This window comes from Lacunimicrobium album (assembly GCF_052161635.1).
Lineage (GTDB): Bacteria > Planctomycetota > Planctomycetia > Planctomycetales > Planctomycetaceae > SXPC01.
This window is the reverse complement of sequence record NZ_CP197413.1, coordinates 5,195,635-5,217,094: the sequence shown is the minus strand read 5'-3', so window position 1 is coordinate 5,217,094 and position 21,460 is coordinate 5,195,635. Positions and strand designations below refer to the sequence as shown.

Sequence of the window (21,460 nt, the reverse complement as noted above, 5' to 3'; positions counted from 1 at the left end):
AGGGTGCCACTGGCTGTGCCAGTGAAATCGGGTGCCCGTCCCCCATTGCAACATTTTCAACCCCATCCCGCCCCCCAATCCTCACCTACAACCATTTTGTCCCCTCTGCTACCCTCCCGGCTCGTTAACCTCTGCGCCCTCACCGCGCTGCGAGCCCGCCTATGTTTCGATACATCAAGATCACGACCTTCGAACGCTACGTTCTCAAGTCGTACCTGTATATCGTCTTCGTCTGCGCGCTCGCCTTCTTCGGCCTCTTCGTTGTCATGGACCTCTTCGACAACGCCGACGACTTTTTCAGTGACTTCAAAAATCTCGGCTACTTCGGCGTACTCCGCAAGATGCTCGAGTATTACTCGTTCCAGGGGCTAGTCGTCTTCGACATGACAGCCGTCCCGCTGATTTCCATCGGCATTCTGATCATCCTCATCACGCTTCAGCGGCGCCAGCAGCTCAAGCCCATCATGGCCGCCGGTGTCCCGACCTTCCGCTTCCTTGCCCCGCCTCTGATCATTGGCGCACTCATCGTCATCGGCATCAAGCATTTCAACCGTGAGATGTTTTTCGAAAGCTACGCCCACCAGCTCCACGAACAACGCGGCTCCGAGAAAGCCACCAAGCACGATATCGACCCGGCCTACGATCAGAAATCGATGATCTACATTGACGGCCGTAACCTCTACCCCAAAGAAAACCGCATCGTCGCTCCGACGTTCATCCTGCCTCAGCCAACCATCGTCGACGAAATCGCAACCATCACCGCTGATCAGGCGCTCTATCAAAGAGCGCGTGGCGACCAACCCGCAGGCTGGTTCCTCCAGAACGCGTCTCATGAACTGGAATCACTCCCTCTGACCCCCATGGGTCGTGAAACAGTTCAGGCCACCGCAGTCGATGGCGGACTCTTCATCGCCAGCAGCATTGGACCGGACCTTCTCTACAAGGGAAAAACCGGCGTCGCCTACCTCTCCACAAGCTCTCTGATCAGACGCATCCGAAATTCAGTGATTGATGCAACCAGCCTTCGACAATTACAATTCGAATTCCATTCCCGGCTGATGGAACCCTTCTTATCGGCCTCAGCGGTCTTTCTGATCCTCCCTGTGGTCCTCAAACGTGACAGCCGCGGATTGATCATGAACACATTTTTTGCCGCCATGATGCTGGGCGGAGTCTACTTCCTGTCCATGGGTTCGCGCTTCCTGGCAACCTCCGGCGTCGTCCACCTGCACACCGCCGTCTGGCTGCCAGTCTTCGTCAGCGTAACCCTCTCGACCTGGCTGGCCTCCTGGATTGAGACATGATGTCCCACGACCAAACACCAACAACTGATCGCTTCACGTGGCTCTACGAACCACGCGGCATCCTCACATTCCTCGGCCTCATCTTCCTGTGGCGCATCTGCTTTCTGCTCATCGCCCCCCTCGATCTCATCGCCGACGAAGCCTATTACTGGGATTGGTCACGACGCATTGATTATTGCTATTATAGCAAACCTCCCATGATCGCCTGGATTAACTACCTGAGCACAGGCCTGCTCGGCTCTCACGAAGTCGTCGTTCGCCTCCCCGCAGTCATCCTCGGGACAGTCTCCCTGTACCTCGTCTACCTGCTCGGATCCAAGCTCTTCTCCCGCAAAGTCGGCTTCTGGTCAACCGCCATCATGGCCATGACCCCGGGCAACTGCGTCCTCTCCCTGGTCATGACGATTGATTCTCCCTTGCTCTTCTTCTGGGGTGTCGCACTCTATTCCTATTGGATGTCCCTCCACGCCCCCTCTCACCGCAACGTCTGGTGGTTCGTAAAAGTCCTCGCCATCGGCCTCGGTCTCCTCTCCAAGCAGACCATGATCGCCTTCCTCCCCATGTCGATGCTCTACCTGATCCTGACCCCTCAGGACAACAAAGAGATGCGACGCCCGCGGTTCATCCTCGGCAACATCGCCTCGCTCTGCTTCATCCTCCCCATGGTCTACTGGAACAGCCAGCACGGCTGGGTCACCGCTCAACACACCGCCTCCCACTTCAGCAACCGCGCCACCAACATGACCGAACGCATCACTTATGGCTTCGAGTTCATCGCAGGCCAAATGGGTGTCGTGACCCCGATCCTCTGGCTGCTGATCATTGCCACGTTCGCCATCTGCATCCGCAAAGCCATGGACCTCTCCAAGGAAGAAAAATTCCTCATCTCCTTCTCGATCCCGGGCTTCCTGGTCGTCACATACCTCAGCTTCCGACAACGCATGGAACCCAACTGGCCCGCCGTCTTCTACCCCACTGCCATCATGCTCGCGACCTCCCTGGCCTTCCGCTACGGCGACGTCTTCTCCAAACTGACGTTCCCCAACCGCGTCCGCCCCTATCTCATCGGCACCGCCGCCAGCTTCTGCCTGGCAACCTACCTCGTCCCTGCCCTCTCACCCGTCATGGCCAACGTCAACCCGTCATGGGATCTGACCTCCCGACTCCGCGGCTGGTCACAACTCGCTGACCGCTTCGAATCCGAACTCGCTATCCATGGCATCTCCCCTGAAACTCCGATCATCGGCCAGTCCGGCCGCTCCATCGTCAGCGAGATGGCCTTCTACATGCACCATCAACCGAAGATCGTCCTCTGGAGCGAATCCGACATCATCGAAACGCAGTACGACCTCTGGCGCGACGAAGAATTCAAAGCCCACAAGCAGGCCATCATCATCACCGAAAAATCCCGCCCAGTCAGCGAAAAACTCTCCTCACACTTCACAACAACCCGACAACTCACCGAAATCATCGTCCCCATCAGTTCCACCAAGTCACGGACCTATACCATGTATCTGGCCGAGTGCACCGACTCGAACCAGCCCACCCTCCAGACCGCAGACCATCAGGAACTCACTTCGGTACCGCGATGAAAACGTCACCGCATACGATCAACGTCACCAGCCAAGCCGAACAGCGCGACGAACAGTTTCGTTTCGTCCAGTGCAAACGCGCGATCCTGATCACCATCCTGCTCGGCTGCGTCTGCTCATTCCCGCTAATCGAGTGGCTGAGCCTGGACTTGTACGTATCGAGTCTCTTCTACTCGCCCGATACGAACTCATGGAGATGCTGCGACCAGCAGCCCTTCTCATTCATCGATCACGCCAGCGTCTGGCTGACAACAACCGTCGCGATCTGCTGCGTCACCTTTTATTTCGTGACCTCGATCGTCCAAAGCAACTCATGGCAGAATCGCGCCAGCCTCATCATGACTCTCGTTGTTCTGACAGGACCAGTCCTGCTGATCAACGGCGTCATGAAGCCAACCTTCTCCCGGGCCCGTCCTCGCGAGGTCCAGGAGTTCGGCGGCAACATGGTTCACACCCCCGCCTGGCACCTTTCCAGTAGTCCTTACCGCAACTCGTCGTTCCCCTCCGGCCACTCGTCCGTCGGCTTCTACTTGATAGCCCCCGCTTTTCTGATCCAACGAAACCGCGTCCGCTTCCTCGCCTTCATTCTGCTCGGAATCAGCTTCGGAGGAATTGTCGGATTCTCACGCATCGCCCAGGGCGGACATTTTCTCTCCGATGTCGTCTGCTCGATGTTCGTGATGACCACGGTGTCGTGGCTGATCTCGGAATTCGTTTACCGCAGTTGCCCAGTTCTGGTCCCCAACCAACGCAAAGCAGCCGCAACCACCAAGCAGTACGCCCAGACCTGCTCTCGCGAATCGACCCAATACGCTGCTCGGATCTGATTCCCCATTTCCTCTTCACTCCGACGAACTGACCTCGCATAAAAAAACTGCCGGCGGTCAGAGGGGAGAGACCGTCGGCAGCTTCACGCTATCAGGAACATTCAGGAGCAAAACCAAGAAACAGAACGAAGTCATCGTTACCAGGTCGTGTGTTCCCCATCTACAATACGTATCGTCGCAGCGGGTCCAGTTGCTCGCCAGTTTTTGTCCGATTGACTCCTGCATCGCCTGTACCTGCTTCGTGTCATTTAACGGATCTGTCGCCTGCAAAGGCGATGACGTTCGTATCACTCGCATGATCCGCCTGTCGTGAAAACACCATGCCCCAACCTAGCGCCCCCGACGAGAACGACGATCACATCCTCATCTTCGGGCTGATCCTCGAATTCGCTCTCATCCTCATCACCTTCGCCGTCGGATATGCCTTCAGTGTCGATGTGCGGAGGTGGCTCATCCCCCAAGTGTCCAACGCAATTTTCGGCGTCATCGCGACCATTCCTCTGTACGCTCTCTTCCTCATTCTCTGGTACCGCAGCCCCCGCTGGATGCTCGACGAGCGGGAGTTCCTGATTGAGACTTTGGGACGCCAACTCTCGGAAATCGGAGTGTTCGGATGTTTCCTGCTGGCAACCATGGCAGGGATTGGAGAAGAGTACTTTTTCCGAGGGGCCCTCCAGACCCTCTTCTCATGGCCTATGGGACTCTGGGGTGGCATTTTGATCGCCAATATCATTTTTGCCCTGATGCACTATGTCAGCTTCAGTTACGCCGCCTTTGCCTTCGCAGCGGGTCTCTATTTCTCGCTTTTAGATCAGTCAGGTTTGATCGACCCTGCTCTCTCCGGAACGGGCGAGCCGACTCGCAATTTACTGGCCCCCATCATTTCTCACGGGCTGTACGATTTCCTGGCATTTGTTCACGTCTCGGCGGCCTGGAAAGCGCGTCAGGCGAGTCTTTAACGCTGTTACATTCGCTTAGCCTCAAGTTTCATTGGGCTATACAGGGATTGCTAAACAGGGGAAAATAAGACGATCGCGCGCATTGCGCTCAGCGTACGCCCTTCATTGAACCTACCGACGGAATTCCCCTCATTGTCCTGACAGGCTGTTGCTATCAAGGCAATGATTCCCACCGACATGAACACACTTCTCGTCTACCTGACTCGTTGCCTCCTCAAGATGCCCCGCGTAACGCTGGGGCTGATCATCTTGAGTGTGGTTCTCTCCGCCGGGTTCACCGCTGTCAATTTGACGTTCAAGACCGAACGCTCAGATCTGATCGACCCCGAGGCGATCTTCCACCGACGATGGATCCGCTACACCGAAGCCTTCGGCGACGGCTCGGATCTTGTTGTGACCGTCGAAGCCGACCAGCCGGTCGTGATCAAGGAAGTCCTCGATCAACTCGGCGAACGCCTCTCGCGTCAACCCGAGTACTTCACCAGCGTCTTCTATAAGGTCGACCCTCAAGGACTCCGGCGCAAAGGCCTCCAGTTTCTAACGCCCGATCAACTGCGTCAGGGTCTCGAAATGCTCGCTCCTCTGAAGCCCGTCCTCGCTGGCAAGTGGGAGGAAGTCGGCATCCAGTCGATGGCAGAGCAGCTCAATTTGTTCCTCACTGGTCTTCAGTACATTCCCGATACGGAAAATCGCAAAGAGCAGGTCCTCTCGCAGGCGGACCGTCTCACGGATTCGATCATTGCTTCGATACAGGGCGAACCTACGTTCCTCCCTCCCTGGCCGGAGTTCGTCTCTGTTCACCCACAGCTCAAACAGGAAGAAGACAAAGTCGTCTACCTGCTCAGCGGCAACGGCAAAATGGGTTTCCTCAAGGCCTTTCCCGTCAAGGAAGAAGGCAACATCGGCGGCGCGACCAAAGCCATCGCCAAGATGCGCGAAGAACTGAATGCAGTACGCAAGGCCTACCCCAACGCCCGCCTCGGACTCACCGGCATTCCGGTCCTCGAAGCCGACGAGATGGCCCGCTCTCAGCGCGACTCGATGATCTCTTCGATCGTCTCCTTCATCGCCGTCGGCATCATCATGATCATCGGGTTTCGAGGCTGGATTCATACAGGGATCTGCCAGCTGATGCTCGTCGTCGGGATGGCCTGGTCATTCGCGTTTGCAGCCGCTTCCGTCGGTCACCTCAACATTCTGTCGATCTCTTTTGCAGCCATTCTCATCGGGATCGGCGTCGACTTTGCGATTCACTATCTTTCCAACTACCTCGACTTCCGTCATCAAAATATGACAGTGACCGAGGCGATCTTGAAAACCTCCGGGACTGTTGGACCTGGTGTTTTCACCGCAGGTCTGACGACGGGTCTGGCGTTCTTCTGTGCCTGCCTGACGGAGTTCCTTGGCATTGCTGAGCTGGGCATCATTGCGGGCGGGGGGATTATTCTGTGTATCCTGTGCGCCTTCATCGTCACTCCGATCCTGATTTACTTCGCGGACAGCAATTCCAAGCCACGCGAACTGCCGACTCCTTTCCAAGCCACCAGCCTGCGAAACCTGATCTCCGCTCGCCCTGCGATGGTCATCATCACCTCGGTCATCGTGATGGTCAGCATCTCCTCAATGATCTTTAAGCTGGATGACAAAGGGAATCTGGAGTTCGCGATCAAGTACGATGCCAATCTCCTGAACCTCCAGGCCGACGGTCTCGATTCTGTCGACGTCCAGAAACGCATCGCGACCCAGACTGATGAATCGCTCCTCTTTGCCGTCTCAATCGCCCAGTCTGCCGAAGAAGCCGACAATCTCGCAGACAAACTGCGAGCCCTTCCCAGCGTTAAGCATGTCGAAGAACTGACCCGCTATCTTCCCGACAACACCGCTGATGAAACCAAGCTGCTGGTTCAGGCCTACAATTCTTACGTCAGCAAACTTCCCGATGCTCCTGCGAAGGCAACGCCTGTCGATCCCGCGACCGTCGGTCAATCGCTCGAACGACTCTACAAGCAGACCCAGAACATTCCCGGCGAACAGGCTGCCCGCGTCAACCAGAAGCTCGACCGCGTGCTCGACTGGCTCGAGTCGCTGCCGCTCGATGTTCAGCTGTCGTTCCTGCAGGATTACGAATACAAGATGCGGACGACGATCTTCGGTCAGTTGCAGGAGCTCAACGCGGTCTCTGATCCCAACCCGATCACCCTTGCTGATCTTCCGGAAGCCCTCGTGCGGCGCTTCGTCAGTCCTCAAGGCGAATGGCTGATTCAAATCTTCCCGAAGGATGAGATCTGGGACAACGAGCCTCTCTTTGAATTCGTCAAACAACTGCGCACCGTCGACCCCGAGGTCACCGGAACGCCGCTGCAGAATTATGAAGCCTCTCAGCAGATTCAAACCAGTTATCTTCACTCGGCGTACTACTCTCTGTTGTGCATTACCTGCGTCCTGATGATTGACCTGTGTACGAAGAACCGTGCCTGGCTGATCCTCTCAACGTCGTTCCTGATGACCGCCATGCTCTATGCGTATGCCTCGTCAATCGGCAAAGCCTACAACCTGCCGACCTGGGTGCTCGTGATGGAATGCTTTGTCTGCACGGTGGCGATGGTTGTTGACCGTCGAGGCTTTCTGTTTGTCGTCCTGACGATGCTACCGCCGGTTCTGGGTCTGTTCCTGACGTTTGGAACGATGGCGCTTCTGGGGGTCGACTTTAACCCGGCGAACATGATCGTTCTCCCGCTGATCCTCGGTATCGGGGTCGACATGGGGGTTCACCTTGTCCACGACTACATGCACCAGGAAGGCGAATATCGCTCATCAGGCAGTACGATGAACGCCATCATCCTTACGTCCACCACGACCATGGTCGGGTTCGGAAGCATGATGCTCGGTGCTCACCGTGGCTTGATCTCACTGGGACTCGTTCTGACTCTTGGTGTCGGTTACGCCATGATTGTCGGAATGGTTCCTTTGACGGCCTTCCTGACGATTCTCGGACGCCATCGAAACTCCACGCCTGAGATCAACAGTGATGAAGAAGCTGAGATCGAAACCCCTGAATACTCTCATCATCGCTGGGACCAGCCTGAACACGTTCCCGCTGGCCCGAACGCCGTCGTCAACTTTGCGGCTCAACACGCCAGCTGAAGGACCAGCACATCATGAATTACCTGTCTCACGGCTATCGCTTTCTTGATGATCCGATGTTCCTGGCTGGCACAGCTGTGCCCGACTGGTTGTCCGTCGCTGATCGCGGCGTACGCATGCGTTCGAAGAGCCTGCTGGTCAAACTGGAAAACGCATCGGGTGAAGTGCTTCAACTCGGCAAAGGGATTCTTCAACACCTCGAAGACGATCAGACGTTCCACGAGAAAGAATCGTTCATCATCCTCTCCAGCCAGCTGGGCCGACTCTTCCGTGAACTTCCCGGCTTGAATGACGGGTTCCGTCCGGGCTTCCTTGGACATATCGTGACAGAACTTCTCCTCGACCGCGTTCTGATGCTCCGCACGCCCGGGCTCATCGAGCATTACTACGACCAGATGTCACAGCTGGAACCTCACACGATCCAGTCCTGCGTCAACCTCCTCGGCCCGCGTGAAACAGAGAACCTCGCCTGGTTTGTCGAGATCTTTCAGAAGGAACGCTTCCTCGAAGACTATCTTCAGTTTGACCGACTCCTCTTCCGCCTCAATCAGGTGATGAAGCGAGTCCGCCTGACCGAGTTGCCTTCCCAGACAATCGGCGTCCTCGAAGCAGGTTATGAACTGGTCGAAGCCGCGGCTCCGGAGCTTTTAATCAATGATTCTGTGGAAGCCACGATTCAAACGGTGTCATATCGTTATGCTGGTTGAACAGGTCTTCTTGCGATGAAACTCGTCGTCCTGTTTCTTCTGACGATTCTTATTCCGCTTATTCCCTTTCTGCTTCTGGGTGATCAATTTGAACAACGCCTCAGCGAGTCTGTTCAGGCGGATTGGCCGACATCGACTCGGTTTGCCATTGTGGCGGCTTTGATGGCTGTCGATATCTTTCTTCCCGTTCCCTCATCCGCGATCACGACATACGCCGGTGCAACGATGGGGGTCTTTCTGGCGACGCTGGCGTCGTTTCTGGGAATGACGATCGGTGGGCTGGCCGGTTTCGGACTCGCCCGGCTGTTCGGTGAGCCGATCCTGCATCGATTGACATCAGCGAAGGAGCGAGACTCGATCGTCGACTTCAATGAGCGGTATGGACTCTGGGCGATCCCACTGACGCGCGGCCTGCCGCTGCTGGCAGAGCCGGTTGTGTTTCTCCTGGGCGCAACGAACATGAACGCTCGCCGATTCGTGCCTGTGTTTCTACTTTCCAATCTCGTCGTCTCCCTGATTTATGCCGGTTTTGGCGCCATGTTTGGATCATCTCAATCGATGGCCTTCACACTCATTGCGTCGATCATCTTCCCTGTTCTGGCGACACTGGCAGCCAAACGCTGGTTGTTCGGAAAGCAGCCCGTGATCAGTGAGAAAGTCGATTCGACAGAGGTCCTGTAACCTGCTATCCTCGCGCGGACTACGCCTCCTCTGACCCTTCTCCCCCGGGGAGAAGGTGGCCGAGTCTTCGAGGTCGGATGAGGGATCTCTGCGAAGTTCGTAAAGCCCACATCACCCCTTGAAGCCGTCAACGTTCCCGTCCTCCGTCCCTTCTCCCTTGAGGGGAGAAGGTGCCCGAAGGGCGGATGAGGGTGGGCGCTTTGCTCTCATTCGTATTCATTAAATTATCATCCCCCCTGGCATGCGAAGCCTCTGAAGTCTTCCTGTGATGGAGCCTCTCTCCCCATGAGTCGAACGATTCATTACCACAATCCCCGCATCGCGGAACTCACTCGTTCTGATTACACGGCGGATGACCTTTCGAAAATCGAAACGCTGCTGATTGAATCGAAGACGTTTTCGTTTCCGCGCCTGGGGAACGGCTTGTTCCCGGCTGCTCTGGCGCTGCAGCCCGAGCTGGGCTACACCGGCTATCAGAACGTCTGGCTGCGCGACAACATGCACATTGCCAATGCTCACTACGAGATCGGGAAGCTCGACATTGTGATCGAGAATCTCGAAGCGTTCGTGAAGTTTTATGAGAAGTACTCGCAGCGATTTGATGACTGCATTGCGGGGAAAGTCGATGTGGATGTGCCGCAGAATCGGCCGCATATTCGGTTCGATGGAACTGCGTTGGCTGAACTGCCTGAGAAATGGGCTCATGCTCAGAATGACGCCCTCGGGTTTCTCTTGTGGATGCTGGCCCGGATGGTGCATGAAGGCAAGATGGAGCCCTCGGCTAACTTGCTGCATGTCGCGGGGAAGATTGTTCTTTACCTGCAGGCGATCAAGTACTGGCAGGATCAGGACAGCGGTCACTGGGAAGAGGCACGCAAGATCGAGGCATCGAGTGTCGGTGTCGTGCTGGCGGGGATGAAGTTGTGGCTGAAGGTGATTGAGACGATTGGGGAATCGAAAGGCCTGCAACGCGACGTTCTGACCGAGATGGTTAATGCGGGGCAATCGGCTCTTGATGAGATCTTGCCTTCGGAATGCATTCAGGACGATGACACAATTCGACGGCGATATGATTCGGCCCTGCTGTTCCTGGTCTATCCGTTCGAAGTTGTCGATGAGTCGATGGCTCGTCAGATCGTCAGTGATGTGACGTCGAACCTGATGGGGGACTACGGTATCAAACGCTATCTTGGCGATTCTTACTGGTGCGCTGACTATAAAGACAAACTGAGCCCGGAACGACGCACGACGGAGTTCGTGGATGACATGCTGACACGCGATATGCTGTGGCGCGAAGGGGAAGAGGCGCAGTGGTGCATCTTCGATTCGATCATCTCGACGATCTATGGCCGTTGGTATCTGCAGACGAAAGACCCGGCTGACAAGGCACATCAGCTGTATCACTTCCACCGGTCGCTGTCGCAGCTGACCAGCCCGGAATGTCCCTGGGGGGAGATGATGGGGCCCGAGTCTTACTTCCTGGAGCACGGCAAGTTCATCCCGAATGACATCACGCCGCTGCTGTGGACGCACGGAAATCTCCGGATCGCGCTGGAGCAGATGAAGCGAACGGTTGCGGGGTAAAGACGGGTTGTAAAAGACCAGTTCGGAACGGTTTGGTTTTGCGACTGCTTGCATGGTTGGTGGTCACATCGGAGCGGAGGCTGTTGAAGGCGTCCTTGGCACTGGCTGCTGTTTTCTGGTTCCACCGCTGAAGAACAGTGTTCACGACGAGGGGCTGCCTCGTCGGTCCGATGATGCTGGGGGTTGGGGTTGGTAAAGGCCATGCCTGGGATATCCTGGCCGGGGTTGCGAGTCTTTGGGAGACTTGCGTTGTCGGCAGTAAAGGAGAGTCGCGGGCATGGGACGTTGGTTCCGAACTGGGGTTGTAGGGCTTGGGGGCTGGGGCTTAGGGCTTGGTCTGAATACTGCCTGGGGGTGGTTTTGGTGTTGGGAGTCTGTTGGTGCCTAGCGCTCACCCTCATCCGCCCTTCGGGCACCTTCTCCCCTCAAGGGAGAAGGGACGAAAGACGGAGCCGTTGACGGTGTAACGAGCGGATGTAGGTGTTGCGAAATTCGCAGAGGTCCCTCATCCGGCCTCGAAGACTCGGCCACCTTCTCCCGGGGGGAGAAGGGACGACCGGAATGGGGCGGGATTTTGCCTTTTGATGTCTTTTGAATTTCTAGATGGCTTGTTGGCGCGATGCCCTCATCCGCCCTTCGGGCACCTTCTCCCGGGGGGAGAAGGGAGTTATGGGTTTGCACTTCACTTGGCTCTCTACTCTACCGGGAAGTGTTGCGCGCAGAGGGGTTGATAGACAGCGTGAATGCGAAGTTGGTGGGGAGGGAGTTGGTGGAAGGTGTTGAGGGGAAGGGGGTTGGGGGTGCGTGATTTTTGGGAGGGACTTTTAAGACGGGCAGTCTGAAAAACAGGTTTTGCGTGAGTAGGGGGAAGCGAGTGTTTTTCAGACGTTTTGGATGTCGTCACTGGAAGGTACGTCTGTGGTTTGGCTGGGGGTCGCATCGGCGGGCGGTGGGAAGAGGAGGCCCCAGAGGTAGTTGCCGGCGATGGCTCCGCCGATGAGAGCGAAAATGACCAAATAGCGAATGATGTCAGGGTCGACTGGGTTGTTGCCGACGCGGGAGAACACGAACCATGCGCCGGCACCTCCGAGAGCGAGGCCGATGATAATGCCGCCGGGATTGAGGTCGAAGTCGCGCATGATCGTTGCGATTCTAAAAGGGTTGAGCCAACTCTGAGACGAACGTCGACATCATGCTGCAGGATCATTGGAATGTCAATTTTTGTGAAAGTCCAGTCGGTAACATTGTCTCAATTGAATCAGGGTTGATAATAGCTGGATGCTATTAACGACGACTGCGCAGGGTTTGTATTGTCCGGCTGGGGATTTTTATATTGATCCCTGGGTGTCTGTGCCTAAGGCGGTGATTACGCATGCGCATGGGGATCATGCGAGGTGGGGGTGCAAGAAGTACCTGGCGGCCAAGGATGGTGAGCATCTAATGCGGACCCGGCTGGGGAAGGAGATTGATCTGCAGTCGTTGAGGTATGGCGAGCAGATTGTGATCAACGGGGTGCGGGTGTCGTTGCATCCGGCGGGGCATGTGCTGGGGTCAGCTCAGGTGCGGGTTGAGCATGGTGGGCATGTCTGGGTGGCGTCGGGGGATTACAAGATTCATCGTGACCCGACGTGCAAGCCGTTTGAGCCGGTGAAGTGTCACCACTTCATTACGGAGTCGACGTTCGGGATGCCGATCTATCGCTGGCCGGAGCCGAAGGAGGTTTTCAAGGAGGTCAATCAGTGGTGGCTGGAGAATCAGGCGGAGGATCGGACGAGCGTGATTTTTGCGTATTCGCTGGGGAAGGCGCAACGAGTTTTGACGGGGATTGATGCGGGGCTGGGGCCGATTTTTTGTCATGGGGCGGTCGAGACGTTGAATGCGGCGTATCGGGCTTCGGGGGTGACGATGCCGGAGACGGAGTATGCGGGGCGCGGGGAGCAGAGGAAGGCGTGGAAGCGGGCGCTGGTCGTCGCTCCGCCTGCGGCGCAGGGGTCGGTGTGGTTGCGGAAGTTCGGGGAGATCTCGACGGGGTTTGCGTCGGGGTGGATGATGATTCGCGGGACACGTCGTCGGAAGGCGGTTGATCGGGGGTTTGTGCTCTCGGACCATGCGGACTGGCCGGGGCTGCTGGAGGCGATCAAGGCGACGGGGGCGGAGAATATTTATGTGACGCATGGGTATACCGCGCAAATGACGCAGTGGTTGAATACGCAGGGGTATAACGCGCAGGTGCTTCAGACGCGGTTCACGGGGGAGCGGTTGGATGCGGGGGCGGAGGAAGATTTAGCCACAGAGGTCACAGAGGACACGGAGGGGGAAGCAGAGGTGGGAAGTGCGGAGTCGTGAACTTTAATGCGAATATCTAGGCCGTGATTGTCGAATCGAGCCAGCATCGCGTCAGCAGAACAGGGAGATGCACGGTAGTTAAAATCTCGGGACCGTGATGGTGCGCATGGGTTCGATTCCCGCTCTGGGTATTTTGAGTTAATCTTCACATCGAGTTGTGGAGCTTGAAATCGAAAGAAGGATCACGGAGATGAAGAGTCTGAGTCGTTGTTCGTGGGCGGGGAATGATGAGTTGATGCAGACATACCACGATGAAGAGTGGGGGGTGGCGGAGCGGGATTCGCGGGTGTTGTGGGAGACGTTGATGCTGGAGGGGTTTCAGGCGGGGTTGGCGTGGATTGTGGTGTTGCGGAAGCGGGAGGCGTTTCGGAAGGCGTTTGCGAACTTTGAGCCTGCGAAGGTTGCGCGGTTTGATGAGAAGAAGATTTTAACGCTGATGGAGAATCCGGGGATCATTCGCGCTCGGGCGAAGATTGAAGCGACGATCAAAGGGGCGCAGATTTATTGTGAGATGAAGGAGCGAGGGGAGTCGTTCGAGGAGTATTGCTGGTCGTTTACCGAGGGGAAGACGATTGTCAGTGATGGGAAGACGTGGATCGCGACGTCGCCGTTGTCGGAGACGATCTCGAAGGACATGAAGAAGCGAGGGTTCAAGTTTGTCGGGCCGACGATCGTGTATGCGTGGATGCAGGCGGTGGGGATTGTGAATGATCACTCGTTGGAGTGTTTTCGGCGGGGCGTGGTTTGATGGTTGTGTGGGGTGACGAAGGAGAGAAGAGAAAGACAGGGGGTTGACACCCCCCGCTCGCCTAATTCAGAATGATTCGGCAGTATTTCTTTTTGCCGGCGAAGATGAGTAGGCCGGTTTTGACTTCGATGAGCTGGTCGTGAGAGTCGACTTTTTGTTTGTCTTCGCCGAGTTTGACGCCGCCGCCCTGGATGAGGCGACGGGCTTCGCTTTTGCTGGGGACGAGGTTCAAGGCGGCCAGGAGGTCGACGGCGTTGATCTTGCCGTTGGTCAGCAGGTCTGGTTGCAGGGTGACGTCGGGGATGTCGGTGGGGAGGGCTGAGCCGCCGATTTCGTTTTGCCAGCGGTCGGCGGCTTCCTGGGCTTCTTCGGCGTTGTGGTAGTCGGTCATGACGCGTTTGGCGAGTTCGACTTTCGCGTTCTTGGGGTGAGAGGCGATGAGCGCGGCGGCGTCTTCCATGGACATGTTGGTCAGGAGTTCGAAGTACATGGGCAGCACGTTGTCGGGAAGCTGCATGAACTTCTTCATCATCTCGTAGGCGGGTTCGGAGATGCCGATGTAGTTGCCGAGTGATTTGCCCATGCGGCGGTGACCATCGAGGCCGACGAGGATCGGCGACATGACGGCGATCTGCTGGGGCATGTTCTCCATCTTCTGCAGGTCACGGGCGAGCATGAAGGAGTAGAGCTGTTCGGTGCCGCCGAGTTCGACGTCGGCCTGGATCTTGACGGAGTCCCAGGCCTGCATGATGGGGTAGAGGCATTCGTGCAGGAAGATGGGGACTTCTTCCTTGTAGCGCTTGGCGAAGTCTTCGCGAGTCAGCAACTGGGCGATCGTGACGCGGCCGCAGAGCATGAGGAGTTCGGCGAAGGACATGGTGGAGAACCAGTCGCCGTTGCGGTGGACTTCTGCCTGGGAGAGGTCGATGACCTTGCCGACCTGTTGCAGGTAGGTCTGGGCGTTCTTCTCGACTTCTTCTTCGGTGAACTTCTTGGTGCGGGCTTCGTCTCTGCCGGAGGGGTCGCCGACCATGGCGGTGTAGTTGCCGATGATGATGACGGCCTGGTGGCCGAGTTCCTGGAACTGTCGCATCTTGCGGAGCGGGACGGTGTGGCCGAGGTGGACGTCGGCGGCGGTGGGGTCGATGCCGTATTTGATGCGGAGTGGTTTACCGGTGTCGTAAGACTTTTTGAGTTTTTCAGCGAGCTCGGCTTCGGGAACGATCTTCTCGATGCCGCGGCGGATGATGGCGAGTTGGTCTTCGACGGGAGGAAAAGCAGGCACGTTGTCGTCTTTCCAGATCGGCAGAAAACGGAGGAGAGAGGGAACAATTTGTGTGGTGGAGACATCTCCTCTTGTGGGGTGAGACTAAACGACAAAGGACGGCGGGACAAGTTCGGGCGTGGTCAGAGAATGAATGTGCCACGCAAATCGCTGATGAGGCAAACGATAAGACATCAACACTTGATTATTTTTAGCAGGAACGACTGCAGATTATTTCGCAATGACTGAGTCTATTGTCGCCAACACAACACACGTTTGCAAATTCATTGATTTCAAACAGTTATGGAATTATTGATGCCACTCAATTATGCAGAAAATCGCATTGCCATCCGGGATTTTTGTGCATAGTCTGACAATCCGCTCTTGAGGATTTTTGCCATCCGGAGATGTCGCCATGTTAAAAAAGCTTTGCCCGCTGCTGTTGCTGTACGTGGGATGTGTTGCGAGTGCCTTCCTGGCCAGTATTGCCCTGCGGCATCAGGTCATGGAGTACGAGAACAAGAGAATCAGCGTGTGGGCTAAAGAGCTCAATGATCGCCTTGCCAGGACTGACCATCTGGATGAGCTGGATGGAGAGAGCATGCGTCGCATCGGATTTGATGAAACGCTGTCGGCTGAACTGGAAGTTGCCTATACGCCGGACCTTCACGATCCGCGGATGTGATCTGAGGACTTGATCCTGGAGCGGAATTAATTGCCGGGGGCGACGGGCTGGTCGGGTGAGATCAGGATCATGAGCAGGTTGACGCCGTTGAAGAGCATGTGCGTTGTGACGCAGGCGAAGTAGCTGTGACGGACTTCGTAGATGTAGCCTAGAATGATGGCTAATGGGAAAAGTGCGATGACGGCTGGAAAGCCGTGCATGCCGCTGAAGATCAATGCGGTGATCAGGATCGCAGGATTGGGGGACAGGAATGTCCTGAGCCAGCCTTGTAGAATGACTCGATACATCAGTTCTTCGAGAATGGGGGCGATGATGACGGCGGCGAAGATCACGTGAGCCCAGATGGTGATATCGCCGGAGTCTTTAATCAGTCGGATCAGCGGATGCAGTTCGTCTTCGTTAAGAAACGGGAGCGTGAACGCCCGAAAGAGGGTGACGGGGATGATGGCCAGGAGGAAGCCGAGGAGGCCGTCTTTTAACTGGGAGCTGAACTTTTCTTCTTTGATGCCATATTCTTCGAGGCGTACGAATCGGTCGATCGAGATTTTCAAGAGGCCGAGCAGAACGATGGCGACGAGGGCGCTTTGCAGGTTGGCGGCGGCGAGGGTTCGAAGGTCGACCTGCTGGACGGAGGGAGGCTTGGAGAAGAGGGTCGATAGTCCCAGCATGATCAGAAGCAGGGTGACGATGACGGCCAGAAAAGGCTTAGGGGCGAGGCCTCGGGGGACTCGGTGGGTCAGTGAGACTTCGGATGGTTTGCGGATGAGGCGGTACCAGGCAGCCGAACTGACAAAAATCAGGGCAATAATCAGATAAGCAATGAGCATGCAGGTGACTTTGTCGTGTGGCGGTGTCGTTTCGCTGTGGCCGGGCGGGTGGCTTGCGTTGACGGGTTGGAAACATCACTATAAGCCAAAGTCCTGCCGGGACCAATGAACAACGTGATCCTGATGGCAAATGACGCTGTCAGAACGTGCGGCGGAATGCATAGTCGATTTCATCACAATGTCTGCTACGGGATGGGTTTGAGTTGTCGGATCTATTGAACAAAATCGTGGCGACCAAGCGTGACGAGATCGTGCGCGATCAATTGCTGGTGAGCGCGGGTGAGTTAGAGGCACGTATTGCCCAGACGCCGGCGACGCGTGGCTTTATCGCTGCGTTGAAGAATGATTACGCCAGATTCGGGATGAGCCTGATTGCGGAAGTCAAAAAGGCATCGCCGTCTGTCGGGCTGATTCGCGAGGTGTTTGAGCCTCAGAAGATTGCTCGAGAGTATGCTGCGACTGGTGCGAGCTGTTTGAGTGTGTTGACAGATGAGACGTACTTTCAAGGGTCACTCGAGGATCTCAAAGCGGTTCGGCAGGTTGTCGAGATTCCGGTGATTCGTAAGGACTTCATTCTGGATCGCTATCAGGTGCTGCAGGCGAGGGCGGCTGGGGCGGATGCGATACTGCTGATTGCGGAATGCCTTGACGATGAGACGATGACTGACCTTTATCACTTCGCTGCGAGCCTGGGACTGGATTCGCTGATCGAGATTTACGAGCCGGACAATCTGGAACGGGTTCTCAAGCTGAATCCCGGTGTGATTGGGGTCAATAACCGCAATCTGCGAACCTTCGTGACGGACCTTGAACATTCCATGTCGCTGGCGAAGAGGCTGCCTGAGGGGGTGTTGTTGATCAGCGAGAGTGGGATTCGTACGCGAGCCGATGTGGAGCGACTTCAAGCGGCGGGCGTGGGCGGGCTGCTGATTGGGGAGACGCTGATGCGGAGTGATGATATGGGTGGGAAGATTCGGGAGTTGCTGGGGCGGTGAAGCGGGGGGTTTAGTTTACGTTAATTAAATTCGCAGAGATCCCTCATCCGACCTCGAAGACTCGGCCACCTTCTCCCCGGGGGAGAAGGGACAGAAAAACAACAGAATTATAGGAGAATTAATCATGGCAGATGTGGTTCAGGAAGTTGAGCAGATTCTGGTGATTCCGACGTCGTTGTTTCACGAGATTGGCTATTTTCAGGGGTTTCAAGAAGAAGATGGGGCGTCTTTGGCGAAGCTGCTGGATCCTGAGCAGATCAGTTATCGGCCTCGGCCTGAGATGGAGCAGGATTCGTCGTTTAAGCAGTTGATTCCGTACTGTCTGTTTACGTGTGGCGGGAAGTACTTTTTCTACACGCGGGGCAAAGCGGGTGGGGAAGCTCGTTTGAAGAGTAAGCGGAGCATTGGGGTCGGTGGGCACATTTCGTCGGCGGACGTGGGTAAGACCGACCATCCTTATCAGGAAGGGATGAAGCGGGAGTTGGAGGAAGAAGTTTCGACCGCGCGTGTGATTTCCAACAAGCTCGTCGGGCTGATCAATGACGACCTGACGGAAGTTGGCAAGGTTCACCTGGGGGTCGTTCACGTCATCCAGATTGAAGAGCCACGCATTGAGCCACGGGAGGCGTCGATGCAGCTGCCGGGGTTTGCGACGGTTGCGGAGCTGGTGGAACAGCGGGAGGAGTTTGAGACGTGGTCGCAGATTTGTATTGATTATCTGGCTTCGCAAAGATAGCTGCTGCTCGTTGATGATACGTTATCGGGGATGAATTGTGGGCGGTTGTCGATGCCAACACTAGCGACAACCCTCCCCTAAATGCTTACACATAAATAGTTTATAGCTAATCACCAGTTTAATTGATTTCTCGACACAAATCGGCTAAGATTTTGGCTGAGACGCGGTCTCAATGTCATCCATCTTGACTAAGACGAGCAAGTACAGATCAGTTGATGAAAATGCGATTTGCAATATCACTGCTGATGCTGGGAATGCTTGGGGCTGCTGGTTGCGGTCGAACGCCGGAAGAACCGGTTTTTCAATCGGTGACTGGGACGGTCCGCTTCAATGGCAAACCGATTCCGAAGGCTGAGGTCACGTTTCATCCGCAGTTTGACGGGCCGGGCTGGGTGCCTGTGGCGGTTGTCAACGATGATGGGACATTCGCGGCTGGGACGAAACTGGCGGGTGATGGTGCTCTTCCGGGCAAATACAAAGTCACGTTCACCTGGAGGCCAGCTGCGGAGCAATTGAACGATGCCCCGAACCTGCTTCCTGAGAAATTTGCCAGTCCCAAAACATCGCCGATTGAAATCGAAGTGAGCGAAGGCAGCCCTTCGACACACAAATTCGAATTAAAGAACTAATCAGGGCCAACTATGCATTCACGATCTCAGAAGATGACTCGCGTCGCCACTCCTGCTGGTTTTACGCTGATTGAACTGCTGGTCGTGATCGCGATTATTGCGGTGCTTGTTTCGATTCTGCTACCAGCCGTGCAGCAGGCGCGTGAGGCAGCACGCAAATCTCAATGTCGTAATAATTTGAAGCAGATCGTGCTGGCTCACCACAATTTTGAGTCAGCGCACGGCTATCTGCCTTATGGCGACAGGCTCAATGAGACGAACACAAAGAAGGTTGGGCCTGGGGCACAGATTCTTCCGTATATCGAGCAATCGGCCCTTTATGACCGTTATGACTGGAGCACCGACTGGTATCAGCCAGCCAACCAGGAAGTTGTGAAGACGATTCTGCCGACGTTTGCCTGTCCGACGACTCCTGTTCAAAACCGGATGTTTAGTGGAACGGAAGGTGGCGTCAGCTTCGAGGCTGCGACGTGTGATTACATGGCGCCGAGCGGGGTTGGCAATACTGAGAAGAGCTATGTGGAATCGACTTTCGGGATGATCATCAGCGATTCGGAGTCGATCATGACCAAGAAATCGAAGACGCCGAACAACCTGAAGAAGACTCTGGATGGACTGTCCAATACCGTGATGTATCTGGAATGTGCAGGAAAGCCTGAGATCTGGGGAGATGGCCAACTTTCAACAGGAACCAACATCAAAACTGGGTGGGCCAGTCATGCGACGGGCTTCGACCCGAAGATGCGTGTCCCGGGCGGCTGTACAGTGGGAGTCGGATCCTGTTCGATCAACTGCTGCAACGATCAGGGTGTGTATTCATTTCACTCTGGCGGTTCATTCGGCGGGTTTGGTGACGGTTCGGTCCGATTCCTGAGCGAAAGCCTCGCGCCTCAGATTTTCATCGCGATTTTGACTCGCAATAACGGCGAAACTGTTGGTGAGTTCTAAGTCGCAGTACCATATTGAATCTTCGGAATTATGACCGTTTCGTGTCGAGTTGAAAGAGCTGAGAGATGATTGATTCTGCGACTCCTCGCCCGAACAAGAACTGGCTGTTGATCAAGTTTCGCGAGTGGCATTCCTGGGGAGGATTGTTTCTTTCCGGGTTTATCATTGTGGTGGCCATCACGGGGATCATGCTGAATCACAAAGACCTGTTCTTTGGCAAGGAAGAGAAGGCGCGGCCATCGGGGCTGCTGGCGTCGACGACGGATCTGAGTACGATCCCTGTGACATTCGATGCGGCGATGCAAAAAGCTCGCGACCACTTTGGGGATTCGCCTCTGGAGAAGATCGAGCTCAAAGATGAGCATGGCGATTTGATTTACAAGGTCGTCCAGGGCAAGGGGCAGGAAATCATCATTGATGCCCATACGGGCGAGATGCGATCCAAGTATGGCGTCAAACTGACTCCCGGTCAGGACGGTGAAACCAAAACCGCTTCGCTGAACTGGGCCAAGATTATTGAAGATTTGCACACGGGCAAGTTCTTCGGAGCGGGCGGGAGGCTGGTGGTCGATTTGACCAGCTTGACGATCATTGCGCTGACTGTCACAGGGATTTATCTGTGGGGCGTGCCTTATCTGCGGAAGCGAAAATCGCAGAAGCAGCGGAAAGCGAACGGGGGGATGCCTGCTTCGCGACGGGCGGTTGTTTCGCAGGCTGTTTCTACTGAGGTGTGAGCGGCGATTCTGCTATACCCCGCAAGGTTCCTTCTCAACGTGCCATGCTTGCGGCTTTGAGCAAGCATGTTCTGGGCGCTCCAACAGCATGCTCACCCAAAGCTGTGAGCATGGCACGGGGCTTGGGGTCGCGCTGGCTTAAAAGACAAAATAGGGCGGCAGGGGCAGAGGGCGTATTTGATGTGGTGGTGGTTGCAGGTGCACAGGGGACAGGGGGTTGACACCCCCCGCTCGCCTTCAGAGCGCATGAAAAAAGACCTGCTTTATGGCAGGTCTTTTTTTGTGTTGTTTGTTCGCGGGCCGGGTTAGTTGGCGGCGGCGACGGCGGCTTTTTTGGCGGCTTCTGCTTCGGTCAGGATGTTAATGCGGCGGCCTTCTTGATCGAAGTAGACGCGACCGTCCTTGAGAGCGAAGATGGTGTAGTCGCGGCCGAGACCGACGTTGCGGCCTGGGCGCCATTTGGTGCCGCACTGGCGGACCAGGATGTTACCGGCGATGACTGCTTCGCCGCCGAATTTTTTGATTCCGAGACGTTGTGCGCGTGAATCGCGTCCGTTGCGGGTTGAACCCTGTCCCTTCTTATGTGCCATGGCAGTGTCGTCCTGGTTCAGTCGAGGTAAATACTACACTCGTGGTGAATGGGAGAATTTTATGAGATGAGGCTGAATCGGTCGGCGGTCGCCTGACAGAGTGCCTGCTTAACGGTAAAGTATTGACCAGTAACGAGTAAGGGTGAAAAATCACCTGTTT

General features: G+C 55.8%; 20 protein-coding genes. 16 read left to right on the top strand and 4 right to left on the bottom strand.

Translation table 11 applies throughout. The features are described from left to right. Positions 1–161 precede the first annotated feature (161 nt). The 8 genes from SH248x_RS20980 (at position 162) to SH248x_RS20945 (ending at position 10,798) form a co-directional block, all read left to right on the top strand. Positions 162–1,304, top strand: a complete 1,143-nt coding sequence (locus SH248x_RS20980) for an LptF/LptG family permease (RefSeq protein ID WP_459556285.1) — start codon at positions 162–164, stop codon at positions 1,302–1,304. Then, on the top strand, positions 1,301–2,896 hold the full coding sequence (locus tag SH248x_RS20975) for an ArnT family glycosyltransferase (protein WP_459556284.1): 1,596 nt from the start codon (positions 1,301–1,303) through the stop codon (positions 2,894–2,896). Before SH248x_RS20980 ends, SH248x_RS20975 begins: the two co-directional genes overlap by 4 nt. Further along, positions 2,893–3,723, top strand: a complete 831-nt coding sequence (locus SH248x_RS20970; protein ID WP_459556283.1) for a phosphatase PAP2 family protein — start codon at positions 2,893–2,895, stop codon at positions 3,721–3,723. The genes SH248x_RS20975 and SH248x_RS20970 overlap by 4 nt, the downstream gene beginning before the upstream one ends. A gap of 320 nt (positions 3,724–4,043) precedes the next feature. Further along, positions 4,044–4,682: a CPBP family intramembrane glutamic endopeptidase gene (locus SH248x_RS20965; RefSeq protein WP_459556282.1), complete on the top strand. Its 639-nt coding sequence runs from the start codon at positions 4,044–4,046 to the stop codon at positions 4,680–4,682. A gap of 177 nt (positions 4,683–4,859) precedes the next feature. Continuing rightward, a complete protein-coding gene (locus SH248x_RS20960) occupies positions 4,860–7,826 on the top strand; it encodes an MMPL family transporter (RefSeq protein WP_459556281.1) in 2,967 nt (988 codons plus the stop codon). Between the two features lie 14 nt (positions 7,827–7,840). Beyond that, a complete protein-coding gene (locus tag SH248x_RS20955) occupies positions 7,841–8,533 on the top strand; it encodes a hypothetical protein (RefSeq protein ID WP_459556280.1) in 693 nt (230 codons plus the stop codon). A 15-nt stretch (positions 8,534–8,548) separates the two neighbouring features. Then, positions 8,549–9,214 carry a TVP38/TMEM64 family protein gene (locus tag SH248x_RS20950; RefSeq protein WP_459556279.1) on the top strand — a complete coding sequence of 222 codons (666 nt, stop codon included), beginning with the start codon at positions 8,549–8,551 and terminating at the stop codon, positions 9,212–9,214. 285 nt (positions 9,215–9,499) lie between these two features. Further along, a complete protein-coding gene (locus SH248x_RS20945) occupies positions 9,500–10,798 on the top strand; it encodes a glycoside hydrolase family 15 protein (protein WP_459556278.1) in 1,299 nt (432 codons plus the stop codon). Between the two features lie 881 nt (positions 10,799–11,679). On the opposite strand, the gene SH248x_RS20940 is transcribed toward SH248x_RS20945, so the two are convergent. Continuing rightward, positions 11,680–11,937 carry a hypothetical protein gene (locus SH248x_RS20940; RefSeq protein ID WP_459556277.1) on the bottom strand — a complete coding sequence of 86 codons (258 nt, stop codon included), beginning with the start codon at positions 11,935–11,937 and terminating at the stop codon, positions 11,680–11,682. Between the two features lie 139 nt (positions 11,938–12,076). Between SH248x_RS20940 and SH248x_RS20935 the strand changes: the two genes are divergently transcribed. Both SH248x_RS20935 and SH248x_RS20930 read left to right on the top strand, forming a co-directional pair. Next, entirely contained in the window at positions 12,077–13,144 is a 1,068-nt protein-coding gene (locus SH248x_RS20935) for a ligase-associated DNA damage response exonuclease (RefSeq protein WP_459556276.1), read from the top strand. A gap of 190 nt (positions 13,145–13,334) precedes the next feature. Next, positions 13,335–13,892, top strand: coding sequence for a DNA-3-methyladenine glycosylase I (locus SH248x_RS20930; protein WP_459556275.1), 558 nt, complete (start codon positions 13,335–13,337; stop codon positions 13,890–13,892). A 61-nt stretch (positions 13,893–13,953) separates the two neighbouring features. Here SH248x_RS20930 and tyrS read toward each other — a convergent pair whose 3' ends face one another. Continuing rightward, a complete protein-coding gene (gene tyrS / locus SH248x_RS20925; RefSeq protein ID WP_459556274.1) occupies positions 13,954–15,177 on the bottom strand; it encodes a tyrosine--tRNA ligase in 1,224 nt (407 codons plus the stop codon). A gap of 394 nt (positions 15,178–15,571) precedes the next feature. Between tyrS and SH248x_RS20920 the strand changes: the two genes are divergently transcribed. Then, the gene (locus tag SH248x_RS20920) at positions 15,572–15,841 is read left to right on the top strand and encodes a hypothetical protein (protein WP_459556273.1); all 270 of its coding nucleotides are present in this window, start codon (positions 15,572–15,574) and stop codon (positions 15,839–15,841) included. A gap of 26 nt (positions 15,842–15,867) precedes the next feature. Here the strand turns inward: SH248x_RS20920 and SH248x_RS20915 are convergent, their stop codons facing one another. Next, positions 15,868–16,668 carry a CPBP family intramembrane glutamic endopeptidase gene (locus tag SH248x_RS20915; RefSeq protein WP_459556272.1) on the bottom strand — a complete coding sequence of 267 codons (801 nt, stop codon included), beginning with the start codon at positions 16,666–16,668 and terminating at the stop codon, positions 15,868–15,870. Between the two features lie 203 nt (positions 16,669–16,871). Between SH248x_RS20915 and trpC the strand changes: the two genes are divergently transcribed. The 5 genes from trpC (at position 16,872) to SH248x_RS20890 (ending at position 20,710) form a co-directional block, all read left to right on the top strand. Further along, positions 16,872–17,663, top strand: coding sequence for an indole-3-glycerol phosphate synthase TrpC (gene trpC / locus SH248x_RS20910; RefSeq protein WP_459556271.1), 792 nt, complete (start codon positions 16,872–16,874; stop codon positions 17,661–17,663). A gap of 124 nt (positions 17,664–17,787) precedes the next feature. After that, entirely contained in the window at positions 17,788–18,399 is a 612-nt protein-coding gene (locus tag SH248x_RS20905) for a phosphoesterase (RefSeq protein WP_459556270.1), read from the top strand. Positions 18,400–18,614: 215 nt separating this feature from the next. Continuing rightward, complete coding sequence (locus SH248x_RS20900; protein ID WP_459556269.1) at positions 18,615–19,028, top strand: carboxypeptidase-like regulatory domain-containing protein; 414 nt, start codon at positions 18,615–18,617, stop codon at positions 19,026–19,028. A gap of 33 nt (positions 19,029–19,061) precedes the next feature. Then, positions 19,062–19,976 (top strand): DUF1559 family PulG-like putative transporter, encoded by a 915-nt coding sequence (locus SH248x_RS20895; RefSeq protein WP_459556268.1) that lies wholly within the window; start codon positions 19,062–19,064, stop codon positions 19,974–19,976. A gap of 65 nt (positions 19,977–20,041) precedes the next feature. Beyond that, positions 20,042–20,710 carry a PepSY-associated TM helix domain-containing protein gene (locus SH248x_RS20890; protein ID WP_459556267.1) on the top strand — a complete coding sequence of 223 codons (669 nt, stop codon included), beginning with the start codon at positions 20,042–20,044 and terminating at the stop codon, positions 20,708–20,710. A 305-nt stretch (positions 20,711–21,015) separates the two neighbouring features. Here SH248x_RS20890 and rpmA read toward each other — a convergent pair whose 3' ends face one another. Beyond that, a complete protein-coding gene (gene rpmA / locus SH248x_RS20885; protein ID WP_459556266.1) occupies positions 21,016–21,300 on the bottom strand; it encodes a 50S ribosomal protein L27 in 285 nt (94 codons plus the stop codon). Between the last annotated feature and the right edge of the window lie 160 nt (positions 21,301–21,460).

Coding starts and splice junctions, on each gene's coding strand:
- SH248x_RS20895 (WP_459556268.1), top strand. CDS start 19,062: ATGACTCGCGTCGCCACTCCTGCTGGTTTTACGCTGATTGAACTGCTG.
- SH248x_RS20965 (WP_459556282.1), top strand. CDS start 4,044: ATGCCCCAACCTAGCGCCCCCGACGAGAACGACGATCACATCCTCATC.
- rpmA (WP_459556266.1), bottom strand. CDS start 21,300: ATGGCACATAAGAAGGGACAGGGTTCAACCCGCAACGGACGCGATTCA.
- SH248x_RS20920 (WP_459556273.1), top strand. CDS start 15,572: ATGTTAAAAAAGCTTTGCCCGCTGCTGTTGCTGTACGTGGGATGTGTT.
- SH248x_RS20975 (WP_459556284.1), top strand. CDS start 1,301: ATGATGTCCCACGACCAAACACCAACAACTGATCGCTTCACGTGGCTC.
- SH248x_RS20955 (WP_459556280.1), top strand. CDS start 7,841: ATGAATTACCTGTCTCACGGCTATCGCTTTCTTGATGATCCGATGTTC.
- SH248x_RS20960 (WP_459556281.1), top strand. CDS start 4,860: ATGAACACACTTCTCGTCTACCTGACTCGTTGCCTCCTCAAGATGCCC.
- SH248x_RS20935 (WP_459556276.1), top strand. CDS start 12,077: ATGCTATTAACGACGACTGCGCAGGGTTTGTATTGTCCGGCTGGGGAT.
- SH248x_RS20915 (WP_459556272.1), bottom strand. CDS start 16,668: ATGCTCATTGCTTATCTGATTATTGCCCTGATTTTTGTCAGTTCGGCT.
- SH248x_RS20900 (WP_459556269.1), top strand. CDS start 18,615: ATGAAAATGCGATTTGCAATATCACTGCTGATGCTGGGAATGCTTGGG.
- SH248x_RS20905 (WP_459556270.1), top strand. CDS start 17,788: ATGGCAGATGTGGTTCAGGAAGTTGAGCAGATTCTGGTGATTCCGACG.
- SH248x_RS20890 (WP_459556267.1), top strand. CDS start 20,042: ATGATTGATTCTGCGACTCCTCGCCCGAACAAGAACTGGCTGTTGATC.
- SH248x_RS20950 (WP_459556279.1), top strand. CDS start 8,549: ATGAAACTCGTCGTCCTGTTTCTTCTGACGATTCTTATTCCGCTTATT.
- SH248x_RS20930 (WP_459556275.1), top strand. CDS start 13,335: ATGAAGAGTCTGAGTCGTTGTTCGTGGGCGGGGAATGATGAGTTGATG.
- SH248x_RS20940 (WP_459556277.1), bottom strand. CDS start 11,937: ATGCGCGACTTCGACCTCAATCCCGGCGGCATTATCATCGGCCTCGCT.
- SH248x_RS20970 (WP_459556283.1), top strand. CDS start 2,893: ATGAAAACGTCACCGCATACGATCAACGTCACCAGCCAAGCCGAACAG.
- SH248x_RS20945 (WP_459556278.1), top strand. CDS start 9,500: ATGAGTCGAACGATTCATTACCACAATCCCCGCATCGCGGAACTCACT.
- SH248x_RS20980 (WP_459556285.1), top strand. CDS start 162: ATGTTTCGATACATCAAGATCACGACCTTCGAACGCTACGTTCTCAAG.